The 25,525-nt window shown below is 59.9% G+C and carries 27 protein-coding genes and 2 pseudogenes; 15 read left to right on the top strand and 14 right to left on the bottom strand.

Annotated elements, in window-relative coordinates:
* Positions 1 to 27: 27 nt before the first annotated feature.
* The 10 genes and pseudogenes from cadA to J0H39_23000 form a co-directional block, all read right to left on the bottom strand.
* Complete coding sequence (gene cadA, locus J0H39_23045; protein MBN9499640.1) at positions 28 to 2,214, bottom strand: cadmium-translocating P-type ATPase; 2,187 nt, start codon at positions 2,212 to 2,214, stop codon at positions 28 to 30.
* A 48-nt stretch (positions 2,215 to 2,262) separates the two neighbouring features.
* Positions 2,263 to 2,595 carry a hypothetical protein gene (locus tag J0H39_23040; GenBank protein MBN9499639.1) on the bottom strand — a complete coding sequence of 111 codons (333 nt, stop codon included), beginning with the start codon at positions 2,593 to 2,595 and terminating at the stop codon, positions 2,263 to 2,265.
* Positions 2,596 to 2,738: 143 nt separating this feature from the next.
* Positions 2,739 to 3,110: a hypothetical protein gene (locus J0H39_23035; protein ID MBN9499638.1), complete on the bottom strand. Its 372-nt coding sequence runs from the start codon at positions 3,108 to 3,110 to the stop codon at positions 2,739 to 2,741.
* Positions 3,107 to 6,316 carry a CusA/CzcA family heavy metal efflux RND transporter gene (locus J0H39_23030; GenBank protein MBN9499637.1) on the bottom strand — a complete coding sequence of 1,070 codons (3,210 nt, stop codon included), beginning with the start codon at positions 6,314 to 6,316 and terminating at the stop codon, positions 3,107 to 3,109. The genes J0H39_23035 and J0H39_23030 overlap by 4 nt, the downstream gene beginning before the upstream one ends.
* Entirely contained in the window at positions 6,309 to 6,671 is a 363-nt protein-coding gene (locus tag J0H39_23025) for a P-II family nitrogen regulator (protein ID MBN9499636.1), read from the bottom strand. Before J0H39_23025 ends, J0H39_23030 begins: the two co-directional genes overlap by 8 nt.
* Positions 6,661 to 7,608, bottom strand: a complete 948-nt coding sequence (locus J0H39_23020; GenBank protein MBN9499635.1) for an efflux RND transporter periplasmic adaptor subunit — start codon at positions 7,606 to 7,608, stop codon at positions 6,661 to 6,663. Before J0H39_23020 ends, J0H39_23025 begins: the two co-directional genes overlap by 11 nt.
* Positions 7,605 to 8,876 carry a TolC family protein gene (locus tag J0H39_23015; protein MBN9499634.1) on the bottom strand — a complete coding sequence of 424 codons (1,272 nt, stop codon included), beginning with the start codon at positions 8,874 to 8,876 and terminating at the stop codon, positions 7,605 to 7,607. Before J0H39_23015 ends, J0H39_23020 begins: the two co-directional genes overlap by 4 nt.
* Positions 8,877 to 8,934: 58 nt before the next feature.
* The gene (locus J0H39_23010; protein MBN9499633.1) at positions 8,935 to 9,309 is read right to left on the bottom strand and encodes a hypothetical protein; all 375 of its coding nucleotides are present in this window, start codon (positions 9,307 to 9,309) and stop codon (positions 8,935 to 8,937) included.
* A 215-nt stretch (positions 9,310 to 9,524) separates the two neighbouring features.
* Positions 9,525 to 9,819 (bottom strand): annotated as a pseudogene (locus J0H39_23005) (DUF302 domain-containing protein).
* A gap of 183 nt (positions 9,820 to 10,002) precedes the next feature.
* Positions 10,003 to 10,396, bottom strand: a pseudogene (locus J0H39_23000) (sulfite exporter TauE/SafE family protein).
* Between J0H39_23000 and J0H39_22995 the strand changes: the two are divergent.
* The 5 genes from J0H39_22995 to arsH are packed head-to-tail and all read left to right on the top strand — an operon-like array spanning position 10,377 to position 13,432.
* On the top strand, positions 10,377 to 10,742 hold the full coding sequence (locus tag J0H39_22995; GenBank protein ID MBN9499632.1) for a helix-turn-helix transcriptional regulator: 366 nt from the start codon (positions 10,377 to 10,379) through the stop codon (positions 10,740 to 10,742). The pseudogene J0H39_23000 and the gene J0H39_22995 overlap by 20 nt on opposite strands.
* Positions 10,735 to 11,262: an arsenate reductase ArsC gene (locus tag J0H39_22990; protein ID MBN9499631.1), complete on the top strand. Its 528-nt coding sequence runs from the start codon at positions 10,735 to 10,737 to the stop codon at positions 11,260 to 11,262. The genes J0H39_22995 and J0H39_22990 overlap by 8 nt, the downstream gene beginning before the upstream one ends.
* Position 11,263: 1 nt before the next feature.
* Entirely contained in the window at positions 11,264 to 12,319 is a 1,056-nt protein-coding gene (gene arsB, locus J0H39_22985) for an ACR3 family arsenite efflux transporter (protein ID MBN9499630.1), read from the top strand.
* On the top strand, positions 12,316 to 12,720 hold the full coding sequence (gene arsC / locus J0H39_22980; GenBank protein MBN9499629.1) for an arsenate reductase (glutaredoxin): 405 nt from the start codon (positions 12,316 to 12,318) through the stop codon (positions 12,718 to 12,720). Before arsB ends, arsC begins: the two co-directional genes overlap by 4 nt.
* Before the next feature lies 1 nt (position 12,721).
* Positions 12,722 to 13,432 carry an arsenical resistance protein ArsH gene (arsH, locus tag J0H39_22975; GenBank protein ID MBN9499628.1) on the top strand — a complete coding sequence of 237 codons (711 nt, stop codon included), beginning with the start codon at positions 12,722 to 12,724 and terminating at the stop codon, positions 13,430 to 13,432.
* 39 nt (positions 13,433 to 13,471) lie between these two features.
* Here the strand turns inward: arsH and merA are convergent, their stop codons facing one another.
* The 3 genes from merA to J0H39_22960 all read right to left on the bottom strand — a co-directional run bounded on the left by merA (position 13,472) and on the right by J0H39_22960 (position 15,725).
* The gene (gene merA / locus J0H39_22970) at positions 13,472 to 14,911 is read right to left on the bottom strand and encodes a mercury(II) reductase (protein MBN9499627.1); all 1,440 of its coding nucleotides are present in this window, start codon (positions 14,909 to 14,911) and stop codon (positions 13,472 to 13,474) included.
* Positions 14,912 to 15,018: 107 nt separating this feature from the next.
* Positions 15,019 to 15,306: a mercury transporter gene (locus J0H39_22965; protein ID MBN9499626.1), complete on the bottom strand. Its 288-nt coding sequence runs from the start codon at positions 15,304 to 15,306 to the stop codon at positions 15,019 to 15,021.
* A gap of 17 nt (positions 15,307 to 15,323) precedes the next feature.
* Entirely contained in the window at positions 15,324 to 15,725 is a 402-nt protein-coding gene (locus J0H39_22960; protein MBN9499625.1) for a mercury transporter MerT, read from the bottom strand.
* Positions 15,726 to 15,815: 90 nt separating this feature from the next.
* Between J0H39_22960 and J0H39_22955 the strand changes: the two genes are divergently transcribed.
* From J0H39_22955 to J0H39_22910, 10 genes are all read left to right on the top strand, one after another.
* Positions 15,816 to 16,289 carry a helix-turn-helix domain-containing protein gene (locus J0H39_22955; protein ID MBN9499624.1) on the top strand — a complete coding sequence of 158 codons (474 nt, stop codon included), beginning with the start codon at positions 15,816 to 15,818 and terminating at the stop codon, positions 16,287 to 16,289.
* A 391-nt stretch (positions 16,290 to 16,680) separates the two neighbouring features.
* Complete coding sequence (locus J0H39_22950; GenBank protein ID MBN9499623.1) at positions 16,681 to 16,896, top strand: heavy-metal-associated domain-containing protein; 216 nt, start codon at positions 16,681 to 16,683, stop codon at positions 16,894 to 16,896.
* A gap of 67 nt (positions 16,897 to 16,963) precedes the next feature.
* On the top strand, positions 16,964 to 19,417 hold the full coding sequence (locus J0H39_22945) for a cation-translocating P-type ATPase (GenBank protein ID MBN9499622.1): 2,454 nt from the start codon (positions 16,964 to 16,966) through the stop codon (positions 19,415 to 19,417).
* A 34-nt stretch (positions 19,418 to 19,451) separates the two neighbouring features.
* Positions 19,452 to 20,669 (top strand): MFS transporter, encoded by a 1,218-nt coding sequence (locus tag J0H39_22940; protein MBN9499621.1) that lies wholly within the window; start codon positions 19,452 to 19,454, stop codon positions 20,667 to 20,669.
* 117 nt (positions 20,670 to 20,786) lie between these two features.
* The gene (locus tag J0H39_22935; GenBank protein ID MBN9499620.1) at positions 20,787 to 21,206 is read left to right on the top strand and encodes a heavy metal-responsive transcriptional regulator; all 420 of its coding nucleotides are present in this window, start codon (positions 20,787 to 20,789) and stop codon (positions 21,204 to 21,206) included.
* Between the two features lie 3 nt (positions 21,207 to 21,209).
* Positions 21,210 to 21,470, top strand: a complete 261-nt coding sequence (locus J0H39_22930) for a thioredoxin family protein (GenBank protein ID MBN9499619.1) — start codon at positions 21,210 to 21,212, stop codon at positions 21,468 to 21,470.
* Positions 21,467 to 22,165, top strand: coding sequence for a sulfite exporter TauE/SafE family protein (locus J0H39_22925; protein ID MBN9499618.1), 699 nt, complete (start codon positions 21,467 to 21,469; stop codon positions 22,163 to 22,165). The genes J0H39_22930 and J0H39_22925 overlap by 4 nt, the downstream gene beginning before the upstream one ends.
* A gap of 12 nt (positions 22,166 to 22,177) precedes the next feature.
* A complete protein-coding gene (locus J0H39_22920; GenBank protein ID MBN9499617.1) occupies positions 22,178 to 22,555 on the top strand; it encodes a mercury transporter in 378 nt (125 codons plus the stop codon).
* 11 nt (positions 22,556 to 22,566) lie between these two features.
* Complete coding sequence (merP, locus tag J0H39_22915; GenBank protein ID MBN9499616.1) at positions 22,567 to 22,851, top strand: mercury resistance system periplasmic binding protein MerP; 285 nt, start codon at positions 22,567 to 22,569, stop codon at positions 22,849 to 22,851.
* A gap of 780 nt (positions 22,852 to 23,631) precedes the next feature.
* Positions 23,632 to 24,939 carry an OpgC domain-containing protein gene (locus tag J0H39_22910; GenBank protein ID MBN9499615.1) on the top strand — a complete coding sequence of 436 codons (1,308 nt, stop codon included), beginning with the start codon at positions 23,632 to 23,634 and terminating at the stop codon, positions 24,937 to 24,939.
* A gap of 226 nt (positions 24,940 to 25,165) precedes the next feature.
* Here the strand turns inward: J0H39_22910 and J0H39_22905 are convergent, their stop codons facing one another.
* The gene (locus tag J0H39_22905) at positions 25,166 to 25,468 is read right to left on the bottom strand and encodes a hypothetical protein (protein MBN9499614.1); all 303 of its coding nucleotides are present in this window, start codon (positions 25,466 to 25,468) and stop codon (positions 25,166 to 25,168) included.
* Positions 25,469 to 25,525: the final 57 nt, after the last annotated feature.

The raw sequence follows: 25,525 nt of genomic DNA, 5'->3' as shown, positions 1-25,525 counted from the left end.
CTCAGGAAAGCATTCAATTCTTCTTCCTCAAGACTGGAACGGCTCGGTCGTGGGCAAGCGGAGCAAACGCAAGGCGTTCATCGTCACCAGAACCGTCGCTCCGGTGTCTGCGAGGATGGCCGGCCATAACCCCGTCAATCCGACGACGGTGGTGACAAGAAAGACGGCCTTGAGCCCGAGAGCGACCGCGATGTTCTGCCGGATGTTGATCATCGTCCGCTTCGACAAGTCGACCATTGCGGCAACGTCGGCGACCCGCCCGTGCAGTACGGCGGCGTCGGCCGTTTCGAGCGCGACGTCCGTCCCTCCGCCCATAGCGATACCCACATCGGCTGCTGCGAGTGCCGGCGCATCGTTGATGCCGTCGCCGATCTTTGCGACCGACCAGCCCGCCTTTTGAAACTGGCCGACGATCCGCTGCTTGTCCTCAGGCAGCAGTTCCGCTTCGATATCGATGCTCAATTGCTTGCCGATCGCGTTCGCGGTGCGCCGATTGTCGCCGGTCAGCATCACAGTCCGGATCCCCGCGTCCGTCAAAAGCTTGAGCCCGCTTTTCGCGTCTGGACGGGGTTCGTCGCGCATCGCGATCGCACCCGCAATTTTCCCGTCGAGCGCGACGAGCGAAACGGTTTTGCCTTCGTCGTTCAGGGCTGCGATCTGCGTCTCCTGCTCGGTTGTTAGAGGACAGAATTCCGCGACGGCCTTGGGCGATCCCAGGAATACTTCCGCTCCTTCCACGGTCGCACGTATCCCTTTTCCGCCGATCGCCTTCGAGTCGGAGGTCGGCGGAAGCGAGATCTGCTTTACTGCCGCCCGGGTCAGGATTGCGGTAGCAAGGGGGTGACTCGACCCCGACTCGAGCGCCGCAGCGAAGCGCAGTACATCAGCCTCGCTGCGCGCGAAGCCGATGATGTCCGTGACCTGGGGCTTGCCGGAGGTGAGCGTGCCAGTCTTGTCGAAACAGGCCACGGTGATCTTGCCGATCTGTTCGAGAACTGCGCCACCCTTCAGCAGCAATCCCCGGCGGGCGCCGGCAGACAGGGCGGCGGCGATTGCAGCGGGGGTGGAGATGACCAGGGCGCAAGGACACCCGATCAGCAGAATGGCCAGACCCTTGTAGATCCACCCGCTCCATTCCCCTCCAAACACTAAAGGAGGAACGACCGCGACCAACGCGGCGGCCGCAACCACCCCCGGCGTATAGAAGCGGGAAAACCGGTCGATGAAACGCTCCGTCGGCGCCTTCGACTCCTGCGCCTCCTCGACGAGGCGCACCACGCGCGCGATCGTGTTGTCCGCGGCTGCGGCAGTCACCCGCACGCGCAGCAGGCCGTCGCCGTTGACGGTGCCGGCAAACACGGTCGCATCCGGTCGCTTCCGGACCGGCGTGCTTTCTCCCGTGACCGGCGCTTCGTCGATCGCGCTTTCTCCGGACAGGATGACACCGTCGCCGGGAACCCGGTCGCCGGGCCTTATCTGGATCGTCGCACCCACTTCCAGGGTGTCGGCCTGGACCTCACGGATTTGGCCGTTTTCTTCGAGGCGGGCCGTCTTCGGAACGAGCTTGGTGAGGTCCTGGATACTGGCACGGGCACGGCTCGCGGCAACGCCCTCGAGCAGTTCCCCGATCAGAAACAGGAAAACGACGGTTGCTGCCTCTTCGGTCGCTCCGATGATGACCGCGCCCACCGCGGCGATCGACATCAGCATCTCGATCGAGAACGGCGTCCCGGCGCCCGCGGCGGCGACTGCACGACGTCCGATGGGAACGAGACCTACCAGCATCGCCAGCAGAAACGCCCAGTGCTCGGTCGCCGGAGCGGTTTTGCCGATTATGAAGGCCGTCGCCAGCGCCAACCCCGACCCGATGGTGAGCTTCCCTTTCCTTGTTTGCCACCAAGCTTGGCCGTCGCCAGCGGGCTCACGACTTTCCGGACGGGGTTCCAGCGACGTTCCGCCACCCGTTGCTCGGGCGGATGTATTCTCGACAAATTCACTGCCTGTAACCCTGTATCCGAGTTTCACGATCTGATTTCGGATTAGGTCTTCGTCGTCGTCGGTGACGACCGTCACCGTCCCCGCCGACACGGACACGATCACATCGCTGACACCGCGCATGCGGTGCAGGGCATTTTCAATCTTTGTTGCGCAAGAGGTGCAGTCCATGCCCTCCACGCGTAGACGGACTTTGGCGAGCATAGCGGTTTCAGTCATGGTTGGGGCTTCCGGAGCGCGAGGTCGAGGGTGCAGCGTAGCGTGCGTTCACGTCTTGCCCTCCCGTCTGAGCCGCTTGTAGAGCGCCTCGACAGCCTCGGAAAAATCGAGCGCCTCGTTTCGCGCGCAGAGATCTTCGAGGAACCGCAATTGAGTGATCAGGTCGAAGGTCGCCGGATTGAGATCGAGGCCTTCATCCACGCCCGGCGGCCTGCTCAATATGATTCCGCTCATGAAGCCTTGGGCCCAAGCTAGATATTCCCTCCGCACCATGGGATTGGATACGACGTCGCCGTTGAACTGCTTGCAGGTCGAGGCGCCCAGGCCGACGATCTTGGCAGTTCGCCCTTCTGCCCTCAGGTCCGCCGTGGAGGATGTCATCAATGCAAACGCCGTCAATATGAAGCACAGGATCGGACGTCGAACCTTCCGATCGACACCATGGGCTGCGACGGTCGCGTGGCGGCCGTCGCAGCCTGAAGTTTCCTGTGCGCTCCACATCGGAACCGTACTCACCGTCCGCTCTACTTCTTAAATTTTGCCTGTCCGGATTTTCCTTCCGCGGTCTTGATGGTCAAAGTGATCGTGGCACCCGCCGGTATCGCTGCCTTCGCGTCACCCTTGAGGGAATTCTCGCCCTGAGGAGAGAGCGTGACCGTCTCCCGTCCGCTGCCGCCCGCGATGAGCACTGCTGCAGTAAAGCCCTTTGTAGATACCGGCTTTGGGGTGTTTGGGACGAAGACGTTGATGGTGACGGTAGTCCCGGCGGTAAGAAGCTCAGCGTCGATGCCGGCGACGTCGAGCATGAGGCCGCCGTTTGGTCCTTTTTCGTATTCTTCGGCCGAAGCCGGGGCGGCGAACGTCAAAGCGGCGATAAGCAGGAGAACGTATTTCATGATTTCACTCCGTTCGGTTCCGACGTTTTCAATTCACCGTTCTCAAGGTCCTCGCGCCGGAACAGGACATAGAGAGCGGGCAGCACAAGCAGCGTAAGAATGGTTGACGAGATGATTCCTCCGATGACGACCGTAGCCAGCGGCCGCTGCACCTCCGCTCCGGCGCCTGTCGCGATCGCCATCGGCACGAACCCGAGGGAAGCGACAAGCGCAGTCATCAGGACGGGCCGCAGCCGGGTCAGCGCGCCCTCACGCACCGCATCCACAAGGGCGTGTCCTTCCCTGCGGAGGCGCTCTATGAACGTGATGATGACGAGGCCGTTGAGCACCGCGACGCCGGACAGTGCGATGAAACCGATTCCGGCGCTGATCGACAGTGGAATGCCGCGCAACAGCAACGCAATGATGCCACCGGTGAGGGCCAGCGGGACCCCGCTAAACACCAGCAGAGCGTCTGCCATCGAGCCCAAGCTCATGAACAGCAGGAGGAAGATCAGTAGCAGCGCGATCGGCACCACGATAGTCAGCCGCTGCGTCGCCGAAACCAGTTGTTCGAACTGGCCACCCCATCCGATCCAGTAGCCGGCCGGCAGCTTGACCTTGGCCTCGATTTGCTGCTCCGCGTCGGCGACGAACGAACCGAGATCGCGCCCGCGCACGTTGGCAGTGACGACGATGCGACGTTTACCCTGCTCGCGGCTGATCTGGTTCGGCCCGGGTGCCACATCGATTTGCGCGAGTTCAGAAAGCGGCACGTACCGGATCTGGGCGAGCGCAGAGTTGTTCCATACCGCAGGCGTGGCCTTGGTTTGATTGTCGAGCGGTGGCAGCGGCACCGGGAGCGCCTTGATCGCCTCGATGTCCAGGCGCAGATGTTCCGGGAGCCGGACCACGATGTCGAACCGGCGGTCGCCCTCGAAGACCTGGCCTGACTTCTTGCCGCCGACCGCAATCTCGACGAGGTTCTGGACGTCGCCGACGCTGATGCCGTAGCGCGACAACGCCTGGCGGTTAAGCTTGACCGTCAGCACCGGCAACCCGGACGCCTGCTCGGTCTTGACGTCAGCAGCGCCCTGAACGTTCTGCAACACGGCCTGCACCTTGGCGGCGGATTGGACGAGCAGGTCGAGATCGTCTCCGAAAATCTTGACGCCGACGTCGCTGCGGACACCCGAGATCAACTCGTTGAAACGCTGCTCGATGGGCTGCGATATTTCGTAAACGTTGCCGGGAATTTCCTCGGCCGCCTCCTGGATTTCCGAAACCACGACCGCCTTCGATTTTTCCGGGTCGGGCCATTCCTTCCGTGGCTTCAGCATGACATACCCGTCCGAGGTCGAAGGCGGCATGAGGTCGGTCGCGACTTCCGCCGTTCCGGTTCGCGCGAACACCTCCTTGACCTCCGGGATCTTGAGCAAGCGCTTTTCGAGCATTGCTTCCATTTCAAGCGATTGCGTCAGGCTCGTTCCCGGAATCCGGATGGCCTGGAGCGCCACGTCGCCCTCGTCGAGACTCGGAATGAATTCAAAGCCCATGCGCGTGGCTCCGATGCCGCAGACCATCACGAACAATGCCGCGATCGCCGCGACGCCGAAGCGGTTGCGGATCGACGCGTTGAGCAGCGGCGTATAGAGGTGGCGCGCGCCGCGCATGAACCAGTTCTCGTGCTCCGATATCTTGCCCGTCACCAACAGCGCCACGGCAGCGGGCACGAACGTCATCGACAGGATGGCAGCGCCGGTCAGCGCCATCAGCACGGTCAGCGCCATCGGCGTGAACATCTTTCCTTCCACGCCGGTGAGGGTCAGGATCGGCAGATAGACCACGGCAATGATCAGCGTTCCGAACAGGCTGGGGCCGATGACTTCGCGCGAGCCCGCGAGAATGGTTTCGAAACGCTCTTCGCGACTGAGCAGACGACCCAAGCGGTGTTGCTCCGCTGCGAGCAGCCTCAAGCAGTTCTCGACGATGATGACGGCGCCATCAATGATGATGCCGAAATCGATCGCGCCAAGACTCATCAGATTGGCGCTGACCTTGTTCTCCACCATGCCCGTAATGGTGAACAGCATGGCGAGCGGTATGACGCAGGCCGTGGCAATTGCCGCTTTGAAGTTCCCGAGGATCAGGAACAGGATCACGATCACCAGCAGGGCGCCTTCCACGAGGTTCTTTTCGACGGTCGCGACCGTCGCCTCGACCAGGTGCGTGCGGTCGTAGACCGTGTGCGCAATCACGCCGTCCGGCAATGACTTGCCGATCTCCTTGAGCTTGGCGGCCACGCTTTGCGCCACGGCGCGGCTGTTCTCGCCGATCAGCAGCATGGCGGTGCCGAGCACGGTTTCCTTGCCGTTGATGGTTGCCGCGCCCGTCCGCAGATCCTTGCCTTCGGTAACTTCCGCGACGTCGGAGATTCGGATGGGCACACCGTTATGCGACCCGATGACGATCTCCTTGATTTCCTCGACGTTAGCCACTTGACCGGGCGTCCGGACCAGGTACTGCTCGCCGTTGCGTTCGATGTAGCCGGCGCCGACGTTGGCGTTGTTCGCGGCCAGCGCCGTCATTACGTCACGAAAGTTGAGCTTGTAGGCCATCAACTGCGCCGGATCCGGCAGCACCTGGAACTGCCGTTCGAAACCACCGATGGTGTTGACTTCGATGACGCCCGGCACGTTGCGCAATTGCGGTTTGATGATCCAGTCCTGGATGGTCCTCAGGTCGCTCGGGGTATACTCTCCGCCCCCGGCCTTGCGCGCGCCGGGCTTGGCTTCCACCGTGAACAGATAGATCTCTCCAAGACCGGTCGAGATCGGCCCCATCCCGGTTTCGACGCCTGTGGGAAGCTGGTCCTTGACCTGTTGAATTCGTTCGTTGACCAGTTGGCGTGCGAAATAGATATCCGTGCCGTCCTTGAAGATGACGGTCACCTGGCTCAGGCCGTAGCGGGACTGCGAGCGCGTACTCTCGAGATGCGGTAGGCCCCCCATGGCGGTCTCGATCGGAAACGTGATTCGCTGTTCGACTTCGAGCGGCGAATAGCCGGGCGCGCTACTGTTGATCTGGACCTGAACGTTAGTGATATCCGGAACGGCATCTATCGGCAGGCGAGTGAAATTCCATGCGCCGAACGCGGCCATCAGCAACACGCCGATCATCACCAGCCACCGCTGCCGAATGGAAAATGAAAGGATCGCATCAATCATTGCGGTGCTCCTTTGCTCCCGCTTCCCTGATCCGGGCGAAGGTGTTGACCGGCATCGTGTAGACCACGCCGTCGCCCTTTCGTCCTGTCCAAGCCGCCGCTTCGATCCGGCGGCAAATCCCGTCGGCCTGATCCGTCCGGCACACCAATCTCAATTCGAGGCACTGGTGATAGGTGATGTCCTCGTCGCTCGCGACGTAGGTCCCGCCTTGTCCCCGCCCGCGGCCCTGGCCGCGAACCTCATCGAAGGTGAAGCCTGGAAAATCCGCCAGATCGTGAAGCGCGCGGACGACGTGACCTTCCATATGAGGCCTGATCAACGCGGTGATCAAAATCATTCCATTGTCAGTGCTCATCGCCGCCCGCTCCCTTGGTCATTTCCGCCTTCACGATGAAACTGTTCTGTGCCGCGTAGACGTCGCCCTCAAGGACGCCGAAGGTGATCTCGACGAGTTGCGGATCGCGTTGGCCGACTTCGACGTCGCGCGCCTCGAACTTGTCGCCGTTGCGCACGAACACCACCGTGCGGTTCTCGACAGTCTGAAGCGCCGACGATTTCACCGCGACGCCGACCTTCTTTGCCGACAGCGTCAACCGCCCGGTGACGAACAGGCCCGGACGCAACCGCTGTCCGGTGTTCGGGACCACGGCCCGGGCGATGGCGCTCTGGGTGTCGCTGCTACCGACCGGCGACAGATAGGAAATCTTGGCGCCGATTGGCGTCCCGCCATCGGCGGGGTCGATCAGCACTTCGTCGCCGACGCTGACCCGGTTCAGGTCACGCCGATACACCGAAAAATCGACCCACACCGTCGACAGGTCCGCAACGACGAACGCTGGCTTCTGCTCGGAGGCGTATTCACCCAGCGTGATCTGGCGATCGATCACAGTTCCAGCCAGCGACGCCTTCAATTCGTAAGGCGTCAAGCTCTGATTGCTCTCGATGATCGCGAGAATGTCGCCCTTCTGGACCTTGTCGCCGATGCGCTTGCGAACATCGCGGACGATCCCGGCAAACCGCGGCGTCACCTGCACCAGCAATTCCTGGTTGGGTTGCACGATTCCGTTCAAGAACATGCTGTTGCGCAACACGCCAGACGACGCCTTGGCAAGCTCAATGCCCGACGCCTCAACTTTGGCGTCGCTGAGAGCCACGCTGTCGGAGTGCTCGCTTTCCGAGGCTTCGGTTGGCGTCGGCGTCGACGTGGCGGGCTTCAACAGCCGGTAGCCGCCATAGACCAGTCCGGCGGCGACCAGGAGAAATACGAAATAGCGGGCGAATGCCTTGATCATCTTGAACTCTGATGGGTAAGCGAAAACGGATTGCCGACGAGACCTTCGATGGTCGCGACAGCGATATGGAAGTTTTGCAGGGCTTCCTGCTCGCGCACCAGGGCCTGAAGGACCGAGCCCTTGACGTCGAGTAATTCAAGCAGGGTGAAGCGGCCCTGGGCATAGCCGCTCTGGATGGTTGCGGCGGCGCTACGGGCTTTCGGAATGACCGAGGAGCGCAACAGTTTAATTTCCGCCAGTGCCCCGTTGATCGAATCGTAGGCTCGTCCGGCGATGCTGATGAGAACCAGTTTGTTGATCGAACGTTCGGCTGCGGTCTTGGCGAGGGTTTCCTGAGCCGCGATGACGTTGCCCCTGTTCTGGTCGAACACGGGTAACGGAATCGATATTCCCAGCCGTACCGCGTTGTCGTTGGTGTCCTGGAAGTGACGCCATCCCGCAGACAGGCGGACGTCCGGAATGATTTTCAAACGCGCGATCAGCAACTCGGCATTGCGCTGCGCGGTCACGGCGGTCCAGCGCATCAACTGCGGATTGGCTTCGATCGCCTTGAGGACCGACTGGAACGATGGGGGCTGCCCGACAAGGGCCAGCCGACCAATCGCTTTGCCGAAATGGGGAATACTTTCGCCCATTAGAATAGCGAGATCCCGCCGGGCGGTCGCCAATTGCGTCTTGGCGCGCTCCCGCTCGACCCGGAACAGGTCGGCGGCCACCTGGGCGCGCTCGGTTTCCGCGGGCGACGACGCGCCTTCCTCCACGCGCTTCTGCAATTGCGGTATCAATTGATCGAAGCTCGCAATCTGTTCGTCGAAGATTTCGATCCGGCGTTGCGCGCTGATGACGGTAATGAAGGCGATCGCGGTCTCGGACAGCACCTCCAGCCGTGTCGCCCGCCGCTGCCAGACCGCGGAACCGACACCGGCCTGGCCTGCGGCAATGCGGGCTTCGCGCTTGCCGCCGAGTTCGACTAGCTGACTGAGTTGCAGATTAGTTTCCGCGGAACGCGTTCCCCTGTAGGGCCCAGATCCCAGCGCGTTGTCCAATTCGAACGAGGCTTCAGGATTTGGCAACGCGCCTGACTGAATCCGCAACCCGCCGGCGATGCCGACGTCCCGCTCGGCGGCGGTGAGGCGCGGGTTTGCAGCCAACGCGCGCTGTAAGGCTTGCGGCAATGAGATCGGTCGCGACCGTTCCGCAGCAATCGCTGGAATTGTGAGGATAAGCCATGCGCACGCAACGCGCACTGCCCCATTGAATCGATGCATGAAATCAACCTGAAACGCGTAAAGACGACGCGCGGCCTGGCGCGCGTGATGGCGGTCTTCAGGTCAGGTGCTTGGGGGGCGGCGTGTCGAGCTTGGGAGGGTCCTCAAGCAAGCGTTGAGGCGCGACGAAGGCGATCTTGACCGGATGCTCCATTGGCGAGGCCAGGGGCATGGACGTCGGCATCACGACCGGTGTACAAACAGGGCAATGCTCTGCAAGAATGGGCGCTTTCGTGGAATCGCCCTCATCCGACGCAGTGCCGGTTACGGTGCCAACTTGCGAGAAAACAGTCGCGGCGACCGTTTCCTCGGTGCAAAAAGCGACATTGCCCAAGCCGACGAATAGATACATCAGGGCAAGCAAAAGCAGCGTCGCCCTACGAAGGTAGGGCGCTTTCAGCTTCGACAAACCCTGGAGCGGTCGGCGTTCCATGATTCAGAAATAGCAGATCGAATTTGAGAATACTATTACGTTACGCAAATCAGTTGGTAAACTTGACGCCGACCAACCACGGAAACTGATTTTAAAGAGATTTTATCATTTGTCCCTGCACTCCTGCGGAGGCAATACGCTGCCTTTCAAAATCGAAACCCGCCTCGGACGCGATCGGCTTGGTCAGCATCGGGATGCCGCATCCCGGACTGGCGTCAATCCGGAAGAGGCCCTTCGATCTCGTTTTCGAGCACCTGCCCGTCGCGGCGTCGACCCCGACTCCTGAACATCGTACCAACCTTGTCCTCCAGCTTCAGCGCCTCGTCTGCCAGCTTCGGATTGCACGCCCCAAGGGTTTTGTAGCGGCGGAAATCGACGTCGAGCTTGCGCTTGAGCGCTTTCACGTCGATCATCGGTGATGATGCCGAAGCCCTCCTCCAGTGCAGTAGTGGTGTTGGCGACTGCGTCATCGAAGGATGACTGGAGTGTTTGCGCGAAGTAGTAGCTCATTGTCCCATTCTCCTATGTGAGAGGCTAAGCGGGCCTGAAGCGTCATCGCCGGATGTATTTGGTGAGAGCCACAATCCCGAGGACCACGAGGACCAGGATAAGGAGCCACACGAACCCCATGCCCCACATCCCAACGCCCATCATGTCGTTCATCATCTGCTTTTCTCCTTTGCCAGACCGGACTCACGCGAGTGCGATGATGCTGCGTGCCACCACGTAAACGCCGACACTCAGAACAACGCTTGCGAAGAGAAAGGCGAACACGCGTTTTCGCCACGCCAGCACGCGGCAAAGCGCAACACCAATTGCTCCTCCCACAACGCCGCCGAGGATGAAAAGTGCCGCGATCCTCCAGTCGATCAGTCCGGAAGCCGCGTAGCTTGCCGCCGTGGCTGCGCCGAAGGCGGTGACGGCGACGAGCGAAGTGCCGATTGCATACATAAGCGGCATGCTGGTCGCGAACATCAAGCCCGGCACGATGAGGGAAACCACCGCCGATACCCGCGATTTCTCTGAAACGGATTGACAAATCTCTGTATTTCCATACATCTGGATATATGGAAAACGAACAAGCCATCCTCGCGCTGGGCGCCCTCGCGCAGCAAACCCGCCTCCAGGCCTTCCGGGTCCTGATACAACATGAACCCGATGGATTGGCCGCCGGCGATCTCGCGCGATTGCTGGAGGTGCCGCAGAATACGCTCTCGGCCCACCTTTCCGTGCTGACGCGAGCCGATCTGGTGACATCCGAGCGGCACAGCCGTTCGATCGTGTATCGGGCAAACCTAACCACCTTTCAGGCAATCACCGTCTTCCTGCTGCAGGACTGTTGCGGCGGCCGTCAGGAAATTTGCGCTCCTATTTTCGAAAGCCTCGTCCCTTGCTGTCCGCCTCCGAGGAAGAAGGAGAAATCCCGTGCCTGACCGCATCTACAACGTCCTGTTCCTATGTACGGGGAATTCCGCACGCTCAATTCTGGCCGAATCCATCCTGCGCAAGGACGGCGATAGCCGTTTCCACGCCTTCTCGGCGGGCAGTCAGCCCAAAGGAGAGGTCAATCCGATTGCATTGCGTGTGCTGTCGAGCCTCGACTATCCTACCGGCGGTTTGCGTTCGAAGAGTTGGCAAGAATTCGCCACTCCAGATGCACCCGTCATGGACTTCGTCTTTACGGTTTGCGACAGCGCAGCGGGGGAGAGTTGCCCTGTCTGGCCGGAACAGCCAATGACCGCGCACTGGGGCATCGAAGATCCCGCGGCCGTCGAAGGCACCGACCTCCAGAAGGAGGCCGCCTTCGTTTCCGCCTTTCGCTACATGCAAAACCGCATTGCGCCATTCCTCGCCCTGCCGCTCGGCTCGATCGATGCGATGGCGCTAGGCACCAAGCTTCGCGACATCGGAAATTCAGAGGGCTCGACGTTGGGCCGACCGCGCGTGGCATGACATGAGCGCATTCGAACGATATCTGTCTCTATGGGTTGTGCTCTGCATCGTGGTCGGGATCAGTCTCGGCCATCTGATGCCAGGTTTCTTTGTCGCGGTTTCAGGCGCGGAAATCGCGAAGGTCAACCTGCCGATCGCAGTTCTGATCTGGCTGATGATCATCCCGATGCTCTTGAAGATCGACTTCACCGCCATGCGGAAAGTCACAGAGCATGCCCGCGGGGTTGGCGTGACACTCTTCATCAACTGGGCGGTCAAACCCTTCTCGATGGCGCTGCTCGGGACGCTGTTGATCGGCCATGTATTCGCGCCGATGCTCCCGGCCGACCAAATTCAGTCCTATATCGCCGGACTCATCTTGCTGGCGGCGGCACCCTGCACCGCGATGGTTTTCGTCTGGTCCAACCTCGTTGGCGGCGAACCTCACTACACCCTTGGCCAGGTCGCCCTCAATGACGTCCTGATGGTGTTCCTGTTCGCGCCGCTGGTCGGGTTGCTCCTCGGTGTGGCGTCGATTACGGTGCCATGGGAAACGCTGTTGCTGTCCGTCGCGCTTTACATCGTCGCACCGGTCATCATTGCGCAGGTGTGGCGGCGGGCCCTGCTCAACATCGGCTCGGCCGCATTCACCCGGGCCCTGAGCCGACTTCAGCCGCTGTCCCTGATCGCCCTCCTCGCCACCTTGATCCTCCTGTTTGCCTTCCAGGGCGAGCAGATCGTCGCACAGCCCGCCGTCATCGCCATTCTCGCGGTCCCGATCCTGATCCAGGTCTACTTCAATGCAGGCCTCGCCTATTGGCTCAGTCGCCGTTTCGGAGTGGCCTGGTGCGTGGCCGCGCCCGCTGCGCTGATCGGCGCCAGCAACTTCTTCGAACTCGCCGTGGCGGCGGCCATCAGCCTATTCGGCGTCAATTCCGGAGCGGCACTGGCGACGGTCGTCGGCGTCCTCGTCGAAGTGCCCGTGATGCTCTCGGTCGTGAAGATCGTGCAGATGTCTCGCGGCTGGTATGAATCCCGCGATCCGGACAAAGCCAAAAGCGTTGAGATTCACTCATGAGCGTCACTATCTATCACAATCCAGATTGCGGAACGTCCCGCAATACTTTGGCGATGATCCGTCAAAGCGGCGTCGAGCCGGAAATCATTGAATACCTGAAGCAACCGCCGTCGCGCGAAAATCTGATCGAGTTGATGACCCGAATGGGTATCTCCCCTCGTGACCTGCTTCGCCAAAAGGGTACGCCCTACGACGCTCTCGAACTGGCCGATCCCAAGTGGACCGACGACGAACTGATCGACTTCATGATTGCGCATCCCATTCTGATTAACCGCCCTGTCGTCGTGACGCACAAGGGCGTCAAGCTCTGTCGCCCGTCCGAAGAAGTGCTGTCCATTCTTTCGAATCCTCATATCGGACGGTTCGTGAAGGAAGACGGTGAGATCATAAATGCGGACTGAGATGCAAGATTTGCCAAACGTCAATGACGAAGCTTTCGCCCTTCCCGATCCTGAATTGCTGCATCGTCCAATGCCAACGCACCGTCCGCGCATTCTTCTGCTGTACGGATCACTGCGCGAACGGTCGTTCAGCCGTTTCGCTACGGTGGAAGCGGCCCGTCTCCTTCAAGCGTTCGGTGCGGAAACCAGGATTTTCGATCCCTCCGGCCTCCCTCTTCCGGACGACGCACCTGCGACCCACGAGAAGGTCCAGGAGCTTCGCGAATTGTCGGCGTGGTCGGAAGGTCAAGTCTGGTGCAGTCCGGAACGCCACGGCGCGATGACTGGGATCATGAAAGCGCAGATCGACTGGATTCCGTTGTCAATCGGCGCGGTGCGGCCGACGCAAGGCAAAACGCTGGCCGTGATGCAGGTGTGCGGCGGTTCTCAATCGTTCAATGCCGTCAACCAACTCCGCGTTCTCGGTCGATGGATGCGAATGATTACGATTCCCAATCAGTCGTCGGTCGCCAAGGCATACGAACAGTTCGAAGAAACCGGGCGCATGAAGCCGTCGCCTTACCACGACCGGATCGTCGACGTCATGGAAGAGCTTATGAAGTTCACGCTGTTGACGCGCGGCGTATCCGGATATCTCACGGATCGTTACAGCGAGCGCAAAGAAGCGGCCAAAAAACTCGCGAAGCGATTGAATCTCGATCAGGCAGTGTAAGGACTGGGGACCGACGTGAAGATGGCACAATCCCCGCCATTACCCAGCGCAGCAGGAGAGTTTCTTCACATCCCGGTCGAACGTCTGCGCCGCAAGCTTCAAGCCCTCGACGGTTGTCAGGTAGGGAAAGATCATTTCTGCCAAATCGTCGATCGACAGCCCACAGCGGATTGCAAGCGCCGCCGTCTGGATGCTGTCGGCTCCTTCCGGAGAAAGAATGTGCGCCCCAAGAAGCTTGCGGGTCGCCCCATCCGCGACAAGCTTGATCAGACCCCGAGTGTCGCGGGCCGCGAGCGCGCGTGGCACGTTGTCGAGCGAGAGCACTGAGGTACGCACGGCGTGCCCGGCAGCACGAGCTTGCGCTTCGGTGACCCCGACGCTGGCGACCTGAGGGTCGGTGAAGACAACTGCGGGCATGACAGTGTTGTCGTAGCGCAGGCTGTTGCCATTCAGTGCGTTCCTGGCCGCGAGCTTTGCGCCATAGGCCGCCATGTAGACGAACTGGTCCTTGCCCGTCACGTCACCAGCCGCATAGACGCCTGCCTTCGAAGTGCCCATACGGTCGTCGATGACGACCGCGCCGGACGATGTCTGCGCGACGCCTGCTTCGGAAAGTCCCAGGCCTTGGGTGTTCGGGGTGCGCCCCGTAGCGACAAGAATCTGCTCGGCGGTCAATACCTCGAGGCCGCCATTCCGAGTGATCGCGAGCGCGACGCCGCCGTCATCGGTCTTGCGGACGAAATCGTAGGTCACGCCTCTCACGATCGTGACCCCCTCATCGGTCAGATAGTCCGCGAGCGCTTGCCCAATCTCCGGCTCGGCCTCTGGCAGAAGGCGACTGCGGAAGACCAGTGTCACCGCGACCCCGGCGCGAGCGAAGGTCTGCGCAAGTTCGGCCCCTACGTAGCCCCCGCCCATCACGATCAAGGAGCGCGGCAGCTCTGTCAGGGCAAGCGCCATCGTGCTGTCGAGCGGCGACACTTCGCCGATCCCTGGAATTGAAGGCAGCGCGGGACGTGCACCAGTTGCAATGATGATGCGCTCCGACGCGAGAAGCCGCGCCCCCACATCGACGCCTCCCTCGACGAGCCGTGCCCGACCTTCATGGTAGGCAACGTTGTTATATTCCGAGAGCAAGTCGGCATACTTCGCCTGACGCAGGCTCGCGACCAGCGCGTCCTTCTGCGCGACCTGCGCAGCCCAGTCGGTGACGCGCGCGCCGCTTTCGATGCCGTCGAACCTGGTCGATGCAATATTGGCGTGATGCACTGCCTCGGTTGCCCGGATCAACGTTTTCGAGGGTACGCAACCGAAATTGACGCAGGTGCCACCGATCGTGCCGTGCCCGACGAGCGCGACCTGCGCGCCCTGCTCGGCAGCGGTGATCGCGGCCGAGAAGCCGGCCGAGCCGGCGCCGACGACAATAAGGTCGTACCGGCCATTGCCGTTGTTGGCACTCGGGTTGCGGGAGTCGGTCATCGCTTCGACTTTCGTATGTTTAGATCGCCTGCAGGAATCTGCGGTGGCAGACGGAATGAAATTGTTACTTCGATAGAATCCATCCCGATGATCGTTCTGATGCGGCCTTACTGCAAGATGTGCGAGGGATAGCCGGCATTGGTGGTCGCGGTGATCAGCGCGGGAACATCCGTGCGACTATCCTCGAAGCGCACCTTTGCAATGACAGCCCCCTCAGCCTCCGATATCTGTACATCAAGCACGCCAGATACGCTGCTGAGCGAGCGCTTCACGATCGGACCGCAAAGCTCACAGGTAGCGTTGGCGACGTTGAGCGTCACGGTTTGCTCGGTGGCGACTGCTGCTCCGGATGACACAAGGACAGCAATCAGTACGACGAGCGGTAGAATCTTCACGGATGATCTCCCTATTTTCAGGTGTCGAGGAAAAGACGAGCGATGTAAGGAAAGCCCACGGCGATGACGATCAAGAGCGTCGCCACCCACAACCCGATCTTCGCGTTTCTGCTGGACGATGGACGGGCGCAGTAGGAGCCTTCGACGCAATCATTCGCTTTCGAATTGCGGTAAACGATATAATAGCCCCATCCAAGACAAGCGACCGCGAGTCCGACGAACAGGGGCTGATATGGCTTGAGCGCGGTCAGATTGCCGATCCACGCCCCGCTAACGCCAGCGAGAAACAAACCGAACGGCACCACGCAGCACGTAGCGGCACCGAGTGCCGCCACGATGCCGCCAACCGACAGCAACGCAACGCCGTCCAAGCGCTTTGGCGCTGGTGGTAGGGCCGAGGTCTCGTCGCGTACCACCATTGAGCATTCTCTCGCAATCGGTCTATGGTGACCCTAGAGTCTGTAGCGACTACAGGGTCAAGCGAAATCTCTCACGAATGCGTGACGTCGATGATCAAACAGATTGATGGGTTTTCGATTGGAGTTCTCTCAGAACGCAGCGGCGTGAACGTCGAAACGATCCGCTACTATGAGAAGATCGGAATCATGCCGTCGCCGGTACGTAGCGCAAGCGGCTACCGCGTCTATCGGCTGGAGCACGCGAGACGATTGCATTTCGTGCGTCGCGGCCGGGAATTGGGCTTTAGTCTCGACGAACTGCGGGGGCTGCTGCTTGTTGTCGACGGCCATACCTGCAGTTGCCGAGAGGTGCACGAACTCACAGTCCAGCATCTCGCCGATATTCGTCAGAAAATTAAAGATCTTCGGCGCCTGGAACGAGTGATGTCGGATATGGCAGCGCAGTGCACGCGGGATCTGGTACCGGAGTGTCCGATCATCGATGCACTCTTCGAGATGCGGCCCGGCGCCTACGAAACGGGCTATGCAAGAGTTCGCGCTGAGAGAAGCTCGAAGAGCAAATGATCCGAAGCCCGCTTGGCGCGAGAGCGCCTCGCTTGCGCGTCATCGGCCAGCCAACTGCAGCGCCGGCCGCCTTGCGACGCCTGCAGCGGCAAACCTAGATCGACGCGGCCAAGCGCTTTGATCCGTTTGAAGACTATGGAGCTGCAGCGTAGCCCGATCCAAGCGGCTGATGCCTGCCGTTGCAAGAGCTCACAAATGGAGAAGTCGACCGACGAGTTGCCAGATGTGGCCGCCGTTTAATTTTTAAGGTCGTCATTTGGTCAAGCGCAGCGACCCAAAGGACGGAGGGCGGGCCTAGCGAAAAGATTCGAGACTCAGCGACTTGACCTAGGAGGTAACTCCAGGGGTTAGCATCGCTCCAATACCGCGATATCTCAAATTGGAGCATCGGATGAAAACGACAACATTCAAAATCGAAGGCATGAACTGCGACGCCTGCGCCAACACGATCAAGAAGCTCGTGGAAAAGGAACCTGGGGTACGAGTGGCCGAGGTGTCGTTCGACGAGGGGTCGGCACGCATCCTCTACGATCCCAAATCCGTCAAGGAGGATCGCCTCGTCGATACGATTCAAAAGCCCGGCTTTCGGGTCGTAGCACGCGATTAGGCATGGTCGTCACGGCCCCGTCTCGCTTTCCCATTCAGCGCGTGCTCGCGCACTCACGGAGACTCCGATGGCTCTTTCAACGGCAACCGCCTCCCCATTTGCGCTTTGGACAGAGGAACCGTCGACGCGACCAAATCGCAGAAAGATTCGCGCCCGGATCGGAGGTCTGCATTGCTCGCTTTGCACCGGCACCATCGAGAAAGCGCTTGGCCGAATGCCGGGCGTCGACAAGGTGGCCGTGAGCCTGACGCATGAACAGGCGCTGGTTGAGTATGATCCAACAATCGCGCGCCCCGAACATCTGCTCCAAACGTTGCGCGACATCGGCTACACGATTTCCGACCCCCGCAAGCTCAGGGCCTTTGAAGAGGAAGAGCACGATCTGGTGCGCGAAGCCCGGCGTTTCGTTCTCGCGGTTGTTCTCAGCGTCGCAGCTATTCCCATCATTGCCGATCCAGCCGTGGGCTGGATCGGATTTCTACCGGCCATGGTGTGCCTCAGTCTCGGAGGGTTTGTATTCCTGGTGTTGCGATCAAGCGGATTGTGGACCGCCATCGGCGCCGCGTTGGGCCTAACGGTCATGGCACTCAGCCTGCTTTACCTCAATCTGCAGGGATATCTGACGGACGCGGCACCTTGGCTTGCGGGTGCCTTGGCTCTGATGCTTGTCTTCGGAGTGGGACGGCACATTCTCTACATGGCCATTCAGGCGCTACGCCGTGGCATCCTTAATCAACACGTGCTTCTCGAGATCGGCGCGTTCGCAGGTATAGCTGGTGGTGTCATCGGGCTGGTCCTCGATCGGCCCGGCTATCCCACCGCGGCCTTCTTCGCCGTTTCGGTGATGGTCGGCACCTATCATATTTTCTCAGAGTGGCTTTCACTCATCGTGAAGACGCGAAGTTCCCAGGCGGTGAAGCGCCTGCTGGACCTGCAACCTGAGACCGCGCGCGTCGTGCGCGGCACCGAGGAACTGGAACTGCCGATTGATGAGGTGAGGATCGGCGATCTTGTGCGGATTCGCCCCGGCGAGCGCATCCCCGCAGATGGTACGGTGGTCGACGGTCATTCCGGCGTTGACCAATCATTGGTGACCGGCGAGGCCGTCCCGATCGAGAAGACCGCAGGCGATTCCGTCATCGGCGGCTCGATCAACAGCACGGGCACCCTCCTGCTGCGGATCACGGCGATCGGAGAAGGCAGCTTCCTGCATCAAGTGATCCGTCACGTTGAGGACGCACGCGCACTGAAGCCCGGTCTTCTTCATCTCGTTGATCGCGTGCTGCGGGTCTACACGCCGACCGTTCTTTTGATCGCCGCCCTTGCCTTCATTGGCTGGCTCATCGGCTCCTGGCTCGGCACGGGTTCTGTGGACGTAGAACGTGCGGTGTTTGCTGGTCTGAGTGTCCTGGTGATGGGTTACCCCTGCGCCATCGGCATCTCAGCGCCGCTCTCCATCGTACGCGGTGCTGGTCAGGCTGCCGAGCGCGGCATTCTGATGCGGACTGGCGAGGCCTTCCAGGGCTTCCGAACGGTGACGCAAATCATCCTCGACAAAACGGGTACGCTCACCGAAGGCCGTCCAACGGTGCGCGAGATCAGAGCGGTGGATGTAAGTGAGCAGGAACTTCTCGCCATTGCCGCCGCCGCCGAGGCATCCTCGGAGCATCCGCTGGCACGGGCGGTGATCAAGGCGGCTTTCGATTACGGCGCAACGCCTCGCGACGTTGAATCATTCGAGGCGTTCCCCGGAAGGGGTATCATTGCATGCATCGACGCCCGCGAGGTCTTCGTCGGCAGTCCGCGCTTCCTCGCCGACCTCGATATTGACCTCACGCCTCTTCGTGAGGCCATCGAAAACCTGGAGGCCGCGGGACGCACCGTGATCGCCGTCGCTCGGGATGGACGCGCGCTGGGCATTGTCGCCTTGGGCGATGCACTCCGACCGGACGCCGTCTCGGCCGTCGCCGCGCTGCGCAAAGCAGGTCTCAGGACGATCCTCGTCACCGGTGACAACGAGCGCGCGGCACAGCGGGTCGGCCGGGACGTTGGCATCGACGAGATTCACGCGGGAGTCTTGCCACAGGACAAGGCCAGAATCGTTCGAGAGCTTCAGATCAACGCCCGGGTCGCGATGGTAGGCGATGGCATCAACGACGCCCCCGCTCTCATGCAAGCTGATATCGGCATCGCCATGGGTAGCGGCACCGATATAGCGATCGAGTCAGCGGACATCATCATCCTGTCCAATCGTCTCGATGCGCTTCCGGTCGCCCGCGATATCAGCCGCCGGAGCTACAGCAAGATGGTTCAGAACGTCGCCCTCGCCTTTCTCTTCAACGGCCTCGGCATTCCGCTCGCCGCCACCGGCCTGATCCATCCGGTGTGGGCGATGGTGGCGATGGCCGTCAGCGTCACTGCGATTTTCATCAACTCGCTATGGGGAACGCCGCGGCTCTTTTTTGATGCGATCCGGAGTGTCGGGCGTCCGATTGCTCGCACAACATCGCAGGCGGCGTGACATGGCACAGGATGATCTTGTGAGAGTGCAGCGAATGGCGCTGGGCGCGATCGACGGTCGGCGGCGCGAGCGCCTCCTGCGGATGCTCGCCGCGGCGACCTTCATCATCTTCTTTCAGGCCTACATGGTGGCGCCGATCATACCCGTCCTGTCGAACGCCTTCGGAACCTCGGTCCAAACCGTCGGTCTCATCGTGCCAGCCTACCTGATCCCCTATGGGATCGCGACCCTCGCGTACGGCATTCTGGCGGATCGGCTCGGTATCCATCGCGTGATGTTCGTGTCCTTGATGGCTTTCTCGGCGCTCACCATGCTGACGGCAACCGCGCAGTCCATTGAGCAGCTCACACTGTGGCGGACCGTGACTGGAATCGGCGCGAGCGGCGTCGTTCCGCTTGCGTTAGCACTGGTAGGACGGCTGTATCCCTACGAACAGCGGGGCCGACCGCTCGGTTGGCTGTTCGGCGCGATGGCTGGCGGCATGGCCTTCGGTTCGCCACTGGGCGCGATGATTGTGCCGTTCGTCGGCTGGCAAGGCTTGTTCGTCGTGGTCGGGGCTGTCGGCGCGGTGCTTCTGCTTGTCCTTCTGCCCTATCGATCCGTCATTGCCGCCACGGCTCAATCGGTGACCGGTACGCTCCGGGATCTGGTCCGCGGCTACAAGGATCTACTCGGCACGCCGCGTGGGCAGCGCACCTATGGTTTTGTCCTCGTCAACTCGATATTCCATTCCGGCGTCTTCACCTGGCTTGGCGTGTACTTCGAGCAACGATACGGCGTCGGGCCCATCGGAATTGGCCTCGCGCTCCTCGGTTATGGCGTGCCCGGCCTCCTGTTCGGGCCGCTGATCGGTCGGGCGGCGGATCGCTTCGGCCGGGCCAGACTGATACCCATTGGTCTGTCGCTGAGCGCTCTTGCGGCGGCGGCACTGATGCTCGGCTTCCCGATGGTTCTCGCCCCCATCGTCGCGATGGTCCTGTCTTTGGGCTACGACATGACCCAACCGCTTTTCGCGGGAATTGTTACCTCGCTCGGCGGCAAACGTGCCGGGCAGGCGATGGGCTTGAACGTCTTCATGCTCTTCATCGGCTTCGGACTAGGAAGCCTCATCTTCGGCGAACTGCTTCGTTACAGCTTCGCGGCCGCGTTGGGCGTGTTCGCAGTCGTCGAGATGACCCTCGCCTTGTTGTCCTTGGCGTTGTTCCGTTCCGAGGTCCCGTCCGCGCGCCCAACGATATCCATCCAAGGGTGATGCAGGCTGGCCTGGATACCATATCCAGACCGATGCGCGGCAGGCGGCTGACACCCCAATGATGCGCTTGACCCTGGAGTATACTCCGGGGTCTAGAACACACGCTGGAGAGACTGCATGTTCACCATCGGCAAATTGGCTTCCCTCACAAGCGTCAGCAACGACACGTTGCGCTATTACGAACAGGAAGGCCTGGTCGAACCTGCAGGGAAAAGTCCTGCTGGTTATCGGCTGTACGACAAGGACTCGGCACGGCGCATCCGCTTCATCAAGCATGCCCAGAACTGCGGCTTCACGCTTGCCGAGATACGCGATCTCCTTGTCTTGCGGGGACGCGACAAGGCTTGTTGCGGCGACGTCCGCACCCGAGCCGTCGAAAAGAAATTGCAGATCGAAAGCAAGATTCGCGCGATGAAGGCGATGTCCAAGGCGCTCGATCAACTGATAGCCGACTGCGCGAACGAAACCCAGCCAGTAAACGAGTGCACGATTATCGCCGCTCTGGAACGAGCCAACGTCAAGACACCGGTGCATTGATCCATGAAAGTCGAGATGTTCTATACCCCCGGCTGCTCCGAATGCGTCGTTGCGCACGCCAGGCTCCGGACAACCGCTCAGGAAGCGGTGAAGAATCTGGTGTGGCGAGAATTGAATGTTCTCGATGAACTCGATTATGCGGTCGAACTCGGCGTGCTGACGCTCCCATCCATCGCGGTCGACGGAAAACTCATTTTCACGTCAATGCCGACTGTAGCGCAACTGCGCACGGCGCTGATCGAGCGAAGTAAAGGGCGCGAATGATGGATGCAGAATCGCTACGGCTGGCAGTGGAGCATGCGGGCGGCGCCGCCGCGGGCGTCGCGTTTCTGACCGGGCTTGTGTTCAGCTTCAATCCTGTTGCTTTGGCTTCGATCCCGGTTTCGCTCGCCTACGTCACCAAGGGTCGGGACAAGGACCAGGCATTCCTGTTCGGCGCCATGTTCATCCTGGGCATGGTTCTCACCCATGTGGTTCTCGGCCTGATCGCAGGATTGGGCGGGAAATGGGTCGCGGATATCGCTGGACGAGGCTGGGGGCTTTTTCTCGGGCCGTTGTTGATCATCCTGGGCCTCATGTGGGCTGGTTGGCTTCGGATACCGCTGCCGTCGTTCGGCTTTCGGGCAAGCCGCCCAGCCGCCGCGTGGGGAGCTTTCCTTCTCGGAATCCCGTTCGCCATCGCGGTGTGCCCGATCTGCACGCCAACCTTGGTGGTGTTGCTCGGTGTCACGGCGGGAATCGGGTCGGTCTGGCTTGGAGTGGTGTTGCTTCTTGCGTTCGCTCTCGGCCGCGCCGTGCCCATCGCCATCGGCGCCTTCGCCGTCAGTTGGCTTGAAAACCTCAGCCACTTTGCCCGATACCGGCGAGGTTTCGAGATTGCTGGTGGCGTGCTCCTGATCGCGATGGGCTTCTACATGTTGAACGCGGTGTACATCTGGATTCCCGAACTGGCGGTCTGACAGGCTGGCGTTATGACGAGCAGAGGTGCCGATAGTTCTCGCGACGTAACGCGCCTACAAAATGCCGCCGCGGCGGGTGGTGCCTTGGGCGCTGTCGCGGCGGCGTCGTGCAGCATGTTGCCGCTGCTTCTTTTTACCTTGGGAGCCAGCGCTCCATGGATAGGCACGCTGGTTCGGCTCGCCCCTTATCAGCCCTATTTCATTGCCGTAGCGGTTGCCTGTCTTGGGTGTGGATACTGGCTGTGGCATCGCTCATCGAACCAAAAAAGAGATGCGGCATGCTCAACTCGATCGGCGAGTAAATTCGTAAATCCCACGCTCGTCGTCGCGACGATATTGGTTGTCGCTGCGATCGCGTTCAACGTCCTTTGGCCCGTGCTGACATCATGATGGAGAGATCAATGACGAAGTTCCCCACTTCGCTTGCGCTCGGGTTGCTTATCATTTCCTCCGGCGGGGCAATGGCGGAGCAACAAACCGTCACCCTGGCGGTGGACAACATGTACTGCGAAGCCTGTCCTTACATGGTCAAGAAGACCATCGAGAAGGTTTCCGGCGTCTCAAAAGTCACCGTTTCGTTTAAGGAAAAAACGGCGATCGTTGTGTTCGATGACGCGCGGGCAGAGGTCAAAGATCTGACGAATGCGACGACCAGCGCCGGCTTTCCTTCGGCGCCGAAACGCTGAACGTCCGGGGCGGCATAATCCAACTTTCGCCAATGTGTGCCTCTCGAGGGCGCTTACGATCGTCTCGCGACGAAGCCCTACCTCTTGACTGATGTCGGAATCGGTCTTGTGACGCGGCGTCATGCGCAACGTCTCTTCTATCATTTCGCGGAACAATCCGGCGCGATTGCAAAACGGCGGTGCCTTCCTGACAAAAAGCTGGGCATCGACGGGAGCCCGACCTCACCATCTGGTCTAGCAATGCTGCTCGATAAGCCTGTCGGTCTTTCCCGGCTCGGCGAAGATCACCGCGACACGATCACCCATCCTCCTTGCTGCCGTCGAACGGCTTTTCATTACCCCGGCACCAGATGCTGCGGATCGGTCGCCCGCTGATCGAGTGTCCCGTCATTCGAGACAATTCCAGGACATCAATTTATCACCACCACTTTCCGCTGAGAGAGTCGCCCTGCCGCTCACATCAGCGTGAACTTGTAACCAACACGGTGATCTCTTCGAACTTCCTTGTGGGGATTGTCAAATCACCGCGCTGACAGACTACATCGCGAGATCGCCGTGAGGGTTAGCCTTCACAGCGGGTGCATAAGGTTATCACTCTGGACAACGGGGCTATCGTCATCGAGCCAAACACAATTTTCGGGCTACACCGACCTACTTACAAAACGATCCCTCCACAACGCGCCCGGATCCCCGACATCGGTTCTCCAAATGCATTCCGCTTCTTCGAATAGTCGTTCGAGCGCAAACAGGGCCACCGCACGCAAGCAGTCGGAAGTTAAAATGGTACACACGCCGGCAAACAACACTCTTCCAATCAGCGGACGCGATCATCGTCTTGATCTGTTTCGCGGCATCGCTAACTGGGCGATCTTTCTTGATCATATTCCAAACAACGTTGTCGCGTGGATCACGATCAGAAACTACGGCTTCAGTGACGCGGCTGAGCTTTTCATCTTTATGTCAGGATATATGACATCGCTGGTTTGCACGAATATTATGCGGCGGCGCGGCTTTGTTGCGGGAATGTCCTGGTTGATGAAGCGCGTCTGGCAGCTTTACGTCGCTCACATTTTCTTGTTTGTGTTGTATGCGGCCATGATCGGCCATATCGCACAAAGTTACGATAATCCTACGCTCATAAATGAATTCAATATTGCCGGTTTGGTGAGCAACCCTTTCGACGTCCTTACCCAGGGCTTGCTCCTCCGTTTCAAGCCCCTTAACATGGACGTTCTCCCCCTCTACATTGTCCTTTTGGCAGGTATCTTGCCAATTTTATGGCTCATGTTGCGGTTGCCCGATGCTACGATGTTGGGATCATTGTATCTCTACCTCGCTGCGCGACATTTCGGCTGGAATTTGTCCGCCTACCCCGAAGGAGCATGGTATTTCAATCCCTTTACGTGGCAGCTGCTGTTCGTTCTTGGCGCATGGTTTGCTGTGGGCGGCGCAAAGCGATCACGCCGTCTCATTCGTTCACGAAGTCTTCTTTATGTTGGAGTCGTCTATTTGCTATTTTCATTCGCAATGACGATGGCCGGTCATATCCCGAATCTGGCGAATGAATTTCCAAAATGGCTCTTTGACGCATTCAATCCAAATGACAAGACCGACCTCGCTCCTTACCGCGTGATCCATTTTGCGTTCATTGCACTGTTGGCGACACGGCTTCTGCCCGTGAACTGGAGCGGCTTGCAATGCAGTATTCTTCAACCTCTGATCAAATGCGGAGAACAGTCTCTCCATGTCTTTTGTTCAGGAATTATCCTGTCATTCTTGGCCCATTTCGTATTGGAGTCAGGCTCGCAGACCGTGTTGGCACAAATCCTCGTCAGTGTAGCTGGACTTTCGATAATGACGGCAATTGCGTACTTCGCGTCTTGGTCCAAGACGTTCGATAAGCCACGATCGCTCGCATTTTTAGGGCACTCCGGGAGCGATGTGATCGAGACCGCTGACAGCGATGATGCTGAAGTGCGCTCCAAAACCGTACTTGCCTGGAGCGACCCGACTTTTCTTACGAAAGGTAAGAACGGCGGGTACGTGGGGATCGGCAGTCGCAAAAACGTTCACTTGAAGTGTCAATAGCTGGCCGTGATATCCTACTGATCGCCGGCAACGGCGGCTTCAATGCTCTGCGCTGATAAAATCGCGAACAATTTCTCGCAGGTTGGTTACGCAATGATTGATACTCGGTCGGGTGGAAAGGTAATGTCGCAAACGACACTAGGATCGCGCGTTCACGAGACACGACGCCTTCTCTCCGGACCGACAGCCACAATTTACCCGGCAACGTTTTTCCTGAGCCTCAGGGTCAATGTCTGTCGTCAGAATCGGTTTTGTGAACACCAGTTTTGACATTTGAACTGCCCGTGTCGTTCTGATTGCCACCCATATTTTTCATGCACAACATCATGATTGCACACGGCAGCAAGAACAGCAGTGGCAGCAGTTTTCCAGCGCTCTGCGTGCCGAACGCGCCACTGAACACAAGGATCGCACCGACGAAAACGACCGCGCAGACCGCAAGCCCGCTCCATCCACTGAGCCAACCTCGCTTTCTGCCGGCCGCCGGAGAGCCAGAAGATCGGGTCGTCAGATTTCTATTCAGTTCCATTGTTTCATCTCCTTTCAAGAGGACAATGTAATCTCTCCAACAATTGGAAGGTCAGGG

It is taken from the genome of Alphaproteobacteria bacterium (assembly GCA_017308135.1).
In the GTDB taxonomy this organism is placed as follows: domain Bacteria; phylum Pseudomonadota; class Alphaproteobacteria; order CACIAM-22H2; family CACIAM-22H2; genus Tagaea.
Note: the sequence above shows the minus strand (reverse complement) of the source record. Positions and strands in the feature narration are given on the sequence as shown.

Bases quoted from the DNA above. Each gene is read 5' to 3' on its own strand.
- J0H39_22945 (MBN9499622.1), top strand. From the start codon at position 16,964: ATGGCTCTTTCAACGGCAACCGCCTCCCCATTTGCGCTTTGGACAGAG.
- J0H39_22920 (MBN9499617.1), top strand. From the start codon at position 22,178: ATGACGAGCAGAGGTGCCGATAGTTCTCGCGACGTAACGCGCCTACAA.
- arsH (MBN9499628.1), top strand. From the start codon at position 12,722: ATGCAAGATTTGCCAAACGTCAATGACGAAGCTTTCGCCCTTCCCGAT.
- J0H39_23035 (MBN9499638.1), bottom strand. From the start codon at position 3,110: ATGAAATACGTTCTCCTGCTTATCGCCGCTTTGACGTTCGCCGCCCCG.
- J0H39_22930 (MBN9499619.1), top strand. From the start codon at position 21,210: ATGAAAGTCGAGATGTTCTATACCCCCGGCTGCTCCGAATGCGTCGTT.
- J0H39_22940 (MBN9499621.1), top strand. From the start codon at position 19,452: ATGGCGCTGGGCGCGATCGACGGTCGGCGGCGCGAGCGCCTCCTGCGG.
- J0H39_22905 (MBN9499614.1), bottom strand. From the start codon at position 25,468: ATGGAACTGAATAGAAATCTGACGACCCGATCTTCTGGCTCTCCGGCG.
- J0H39_22910 (MBN9499615.1), top strand. From the start codon at position 23,632: ATGGTACACACGCCGGCAAACAACACTCTTCCAATCAGCGGACGCGAT.
- J0H39_23020 (MBN9499635.1), bottom strand. From the start codon at position 7,608: ATGATCAAGGCATTCGCCCGCTATTTCGTATTTCTCCTGGTCGCCGCC.
- J0H39_22955 (MBN9499624.1), top strand. From the start codon at position 15,816: ATGATCAAACAGATTGATGGGTTTTCGATTGGAGTTCTCTCAGAACGC.
- J0H39_23030 (MBN9499637.1), bottom strand. From the start codon at position 6,316: ATGATTGATGCGATCCTTTCATTTTCCATTCGGCAGCGGTGGCTGGTG.
- merP (MBN9499616.1), top strand. From the start codon at position 22,567: ATGACGAAGTTCCCCACTTCGCTTGCGCTCGGGTTGCTTATCATTTCC.
- J0H39_23025 (MBN9499636.1), bottom strand. From the start codon at position 6,671: ATGAGCACTGACAATGGAATGATTTTGATCACCGCGTTGATCAGGCCT.
- J0H39_22935 (MBN9499620.1), top strand. From the start codon at position 20,787: ATGTTCACCATCGGCAAATTGGCTTCCCTCACAAGCGTCAGCAACGAC.
- arsC (MBN9499629.1), top strand. From the start codon at position 12,316: ATGAGCGTCACTATCTATCACAATCCAGATTGCGGAACGTCCCGCAAT.
- J0H39_22950 (MBN9499623.1), top strand. From the start codon at position 16,681: ATGAAAACGACAACATTCAAAATCGAAGGCATGAACTGCGACGCCTGC.
- J0H39_22960 (MBN9499625.1), bottom strand. From the start codon at position 15,725: ATGGTGGTACGCGACGAGACCTCGGCCCTACCACCAGCGCCAAAGCGC.
- J0H39_22995 (MBN9499632.1), top strand. From the start codon at position 10,377: ATGGAAAACGAACAAGCCATCCTCGCGCTGGGCGCCCTCGCGCAGCAA.
- J0H39_23040 (MBN9499639.1), bottom strand. From the start codon at position 2,595: ATGACATCCTCCACGGCGGACCTGAGGGCAGAAGGGCGAACTGCCAAG.
- merA (MBN9499627.1), bottom strand. From the start codon at position 14,911: ATGACCGACTCCCGCAACCCGAGTGCCAACAACGGCAATGGCCGGTAC.
- J0H39_23015 (MBN9499634.1), bottom strand. From the start codon at position 8,876: ATGCATCGATTCAATGGGGCAGTGCGCGTTGCGTGCGCATGGCTTATC.
- J0H39_23010 (MBN9499633.1), bottom strand. From the start codon at position 9,309: ATGGAACGCCGACCGCTCCAGGGTTTGTCGAAGCTGAAAGCGCCCTAC.
- J0H39_22925 (MBN9499618.1), top strand. From the start codon at position 21,467: ATGATGGATGCAGAATCGCTACGGCTGGCAGTGGAGCATGCGGGCGGC.
- cadA (MBN9499640.1), bottom strand. From the start codon at position 2,214: ATGACTGAAACCGCTATGCTCGCCAAAGTCCGTCTACGCGTGGAGGGC.
- arsB (MBN9499630.1), top strand. From the start codon at position 11,264: ATGAGCGCATTCGAACGATATCTGTCTCTATGGGTTGTGCTCTGCATC.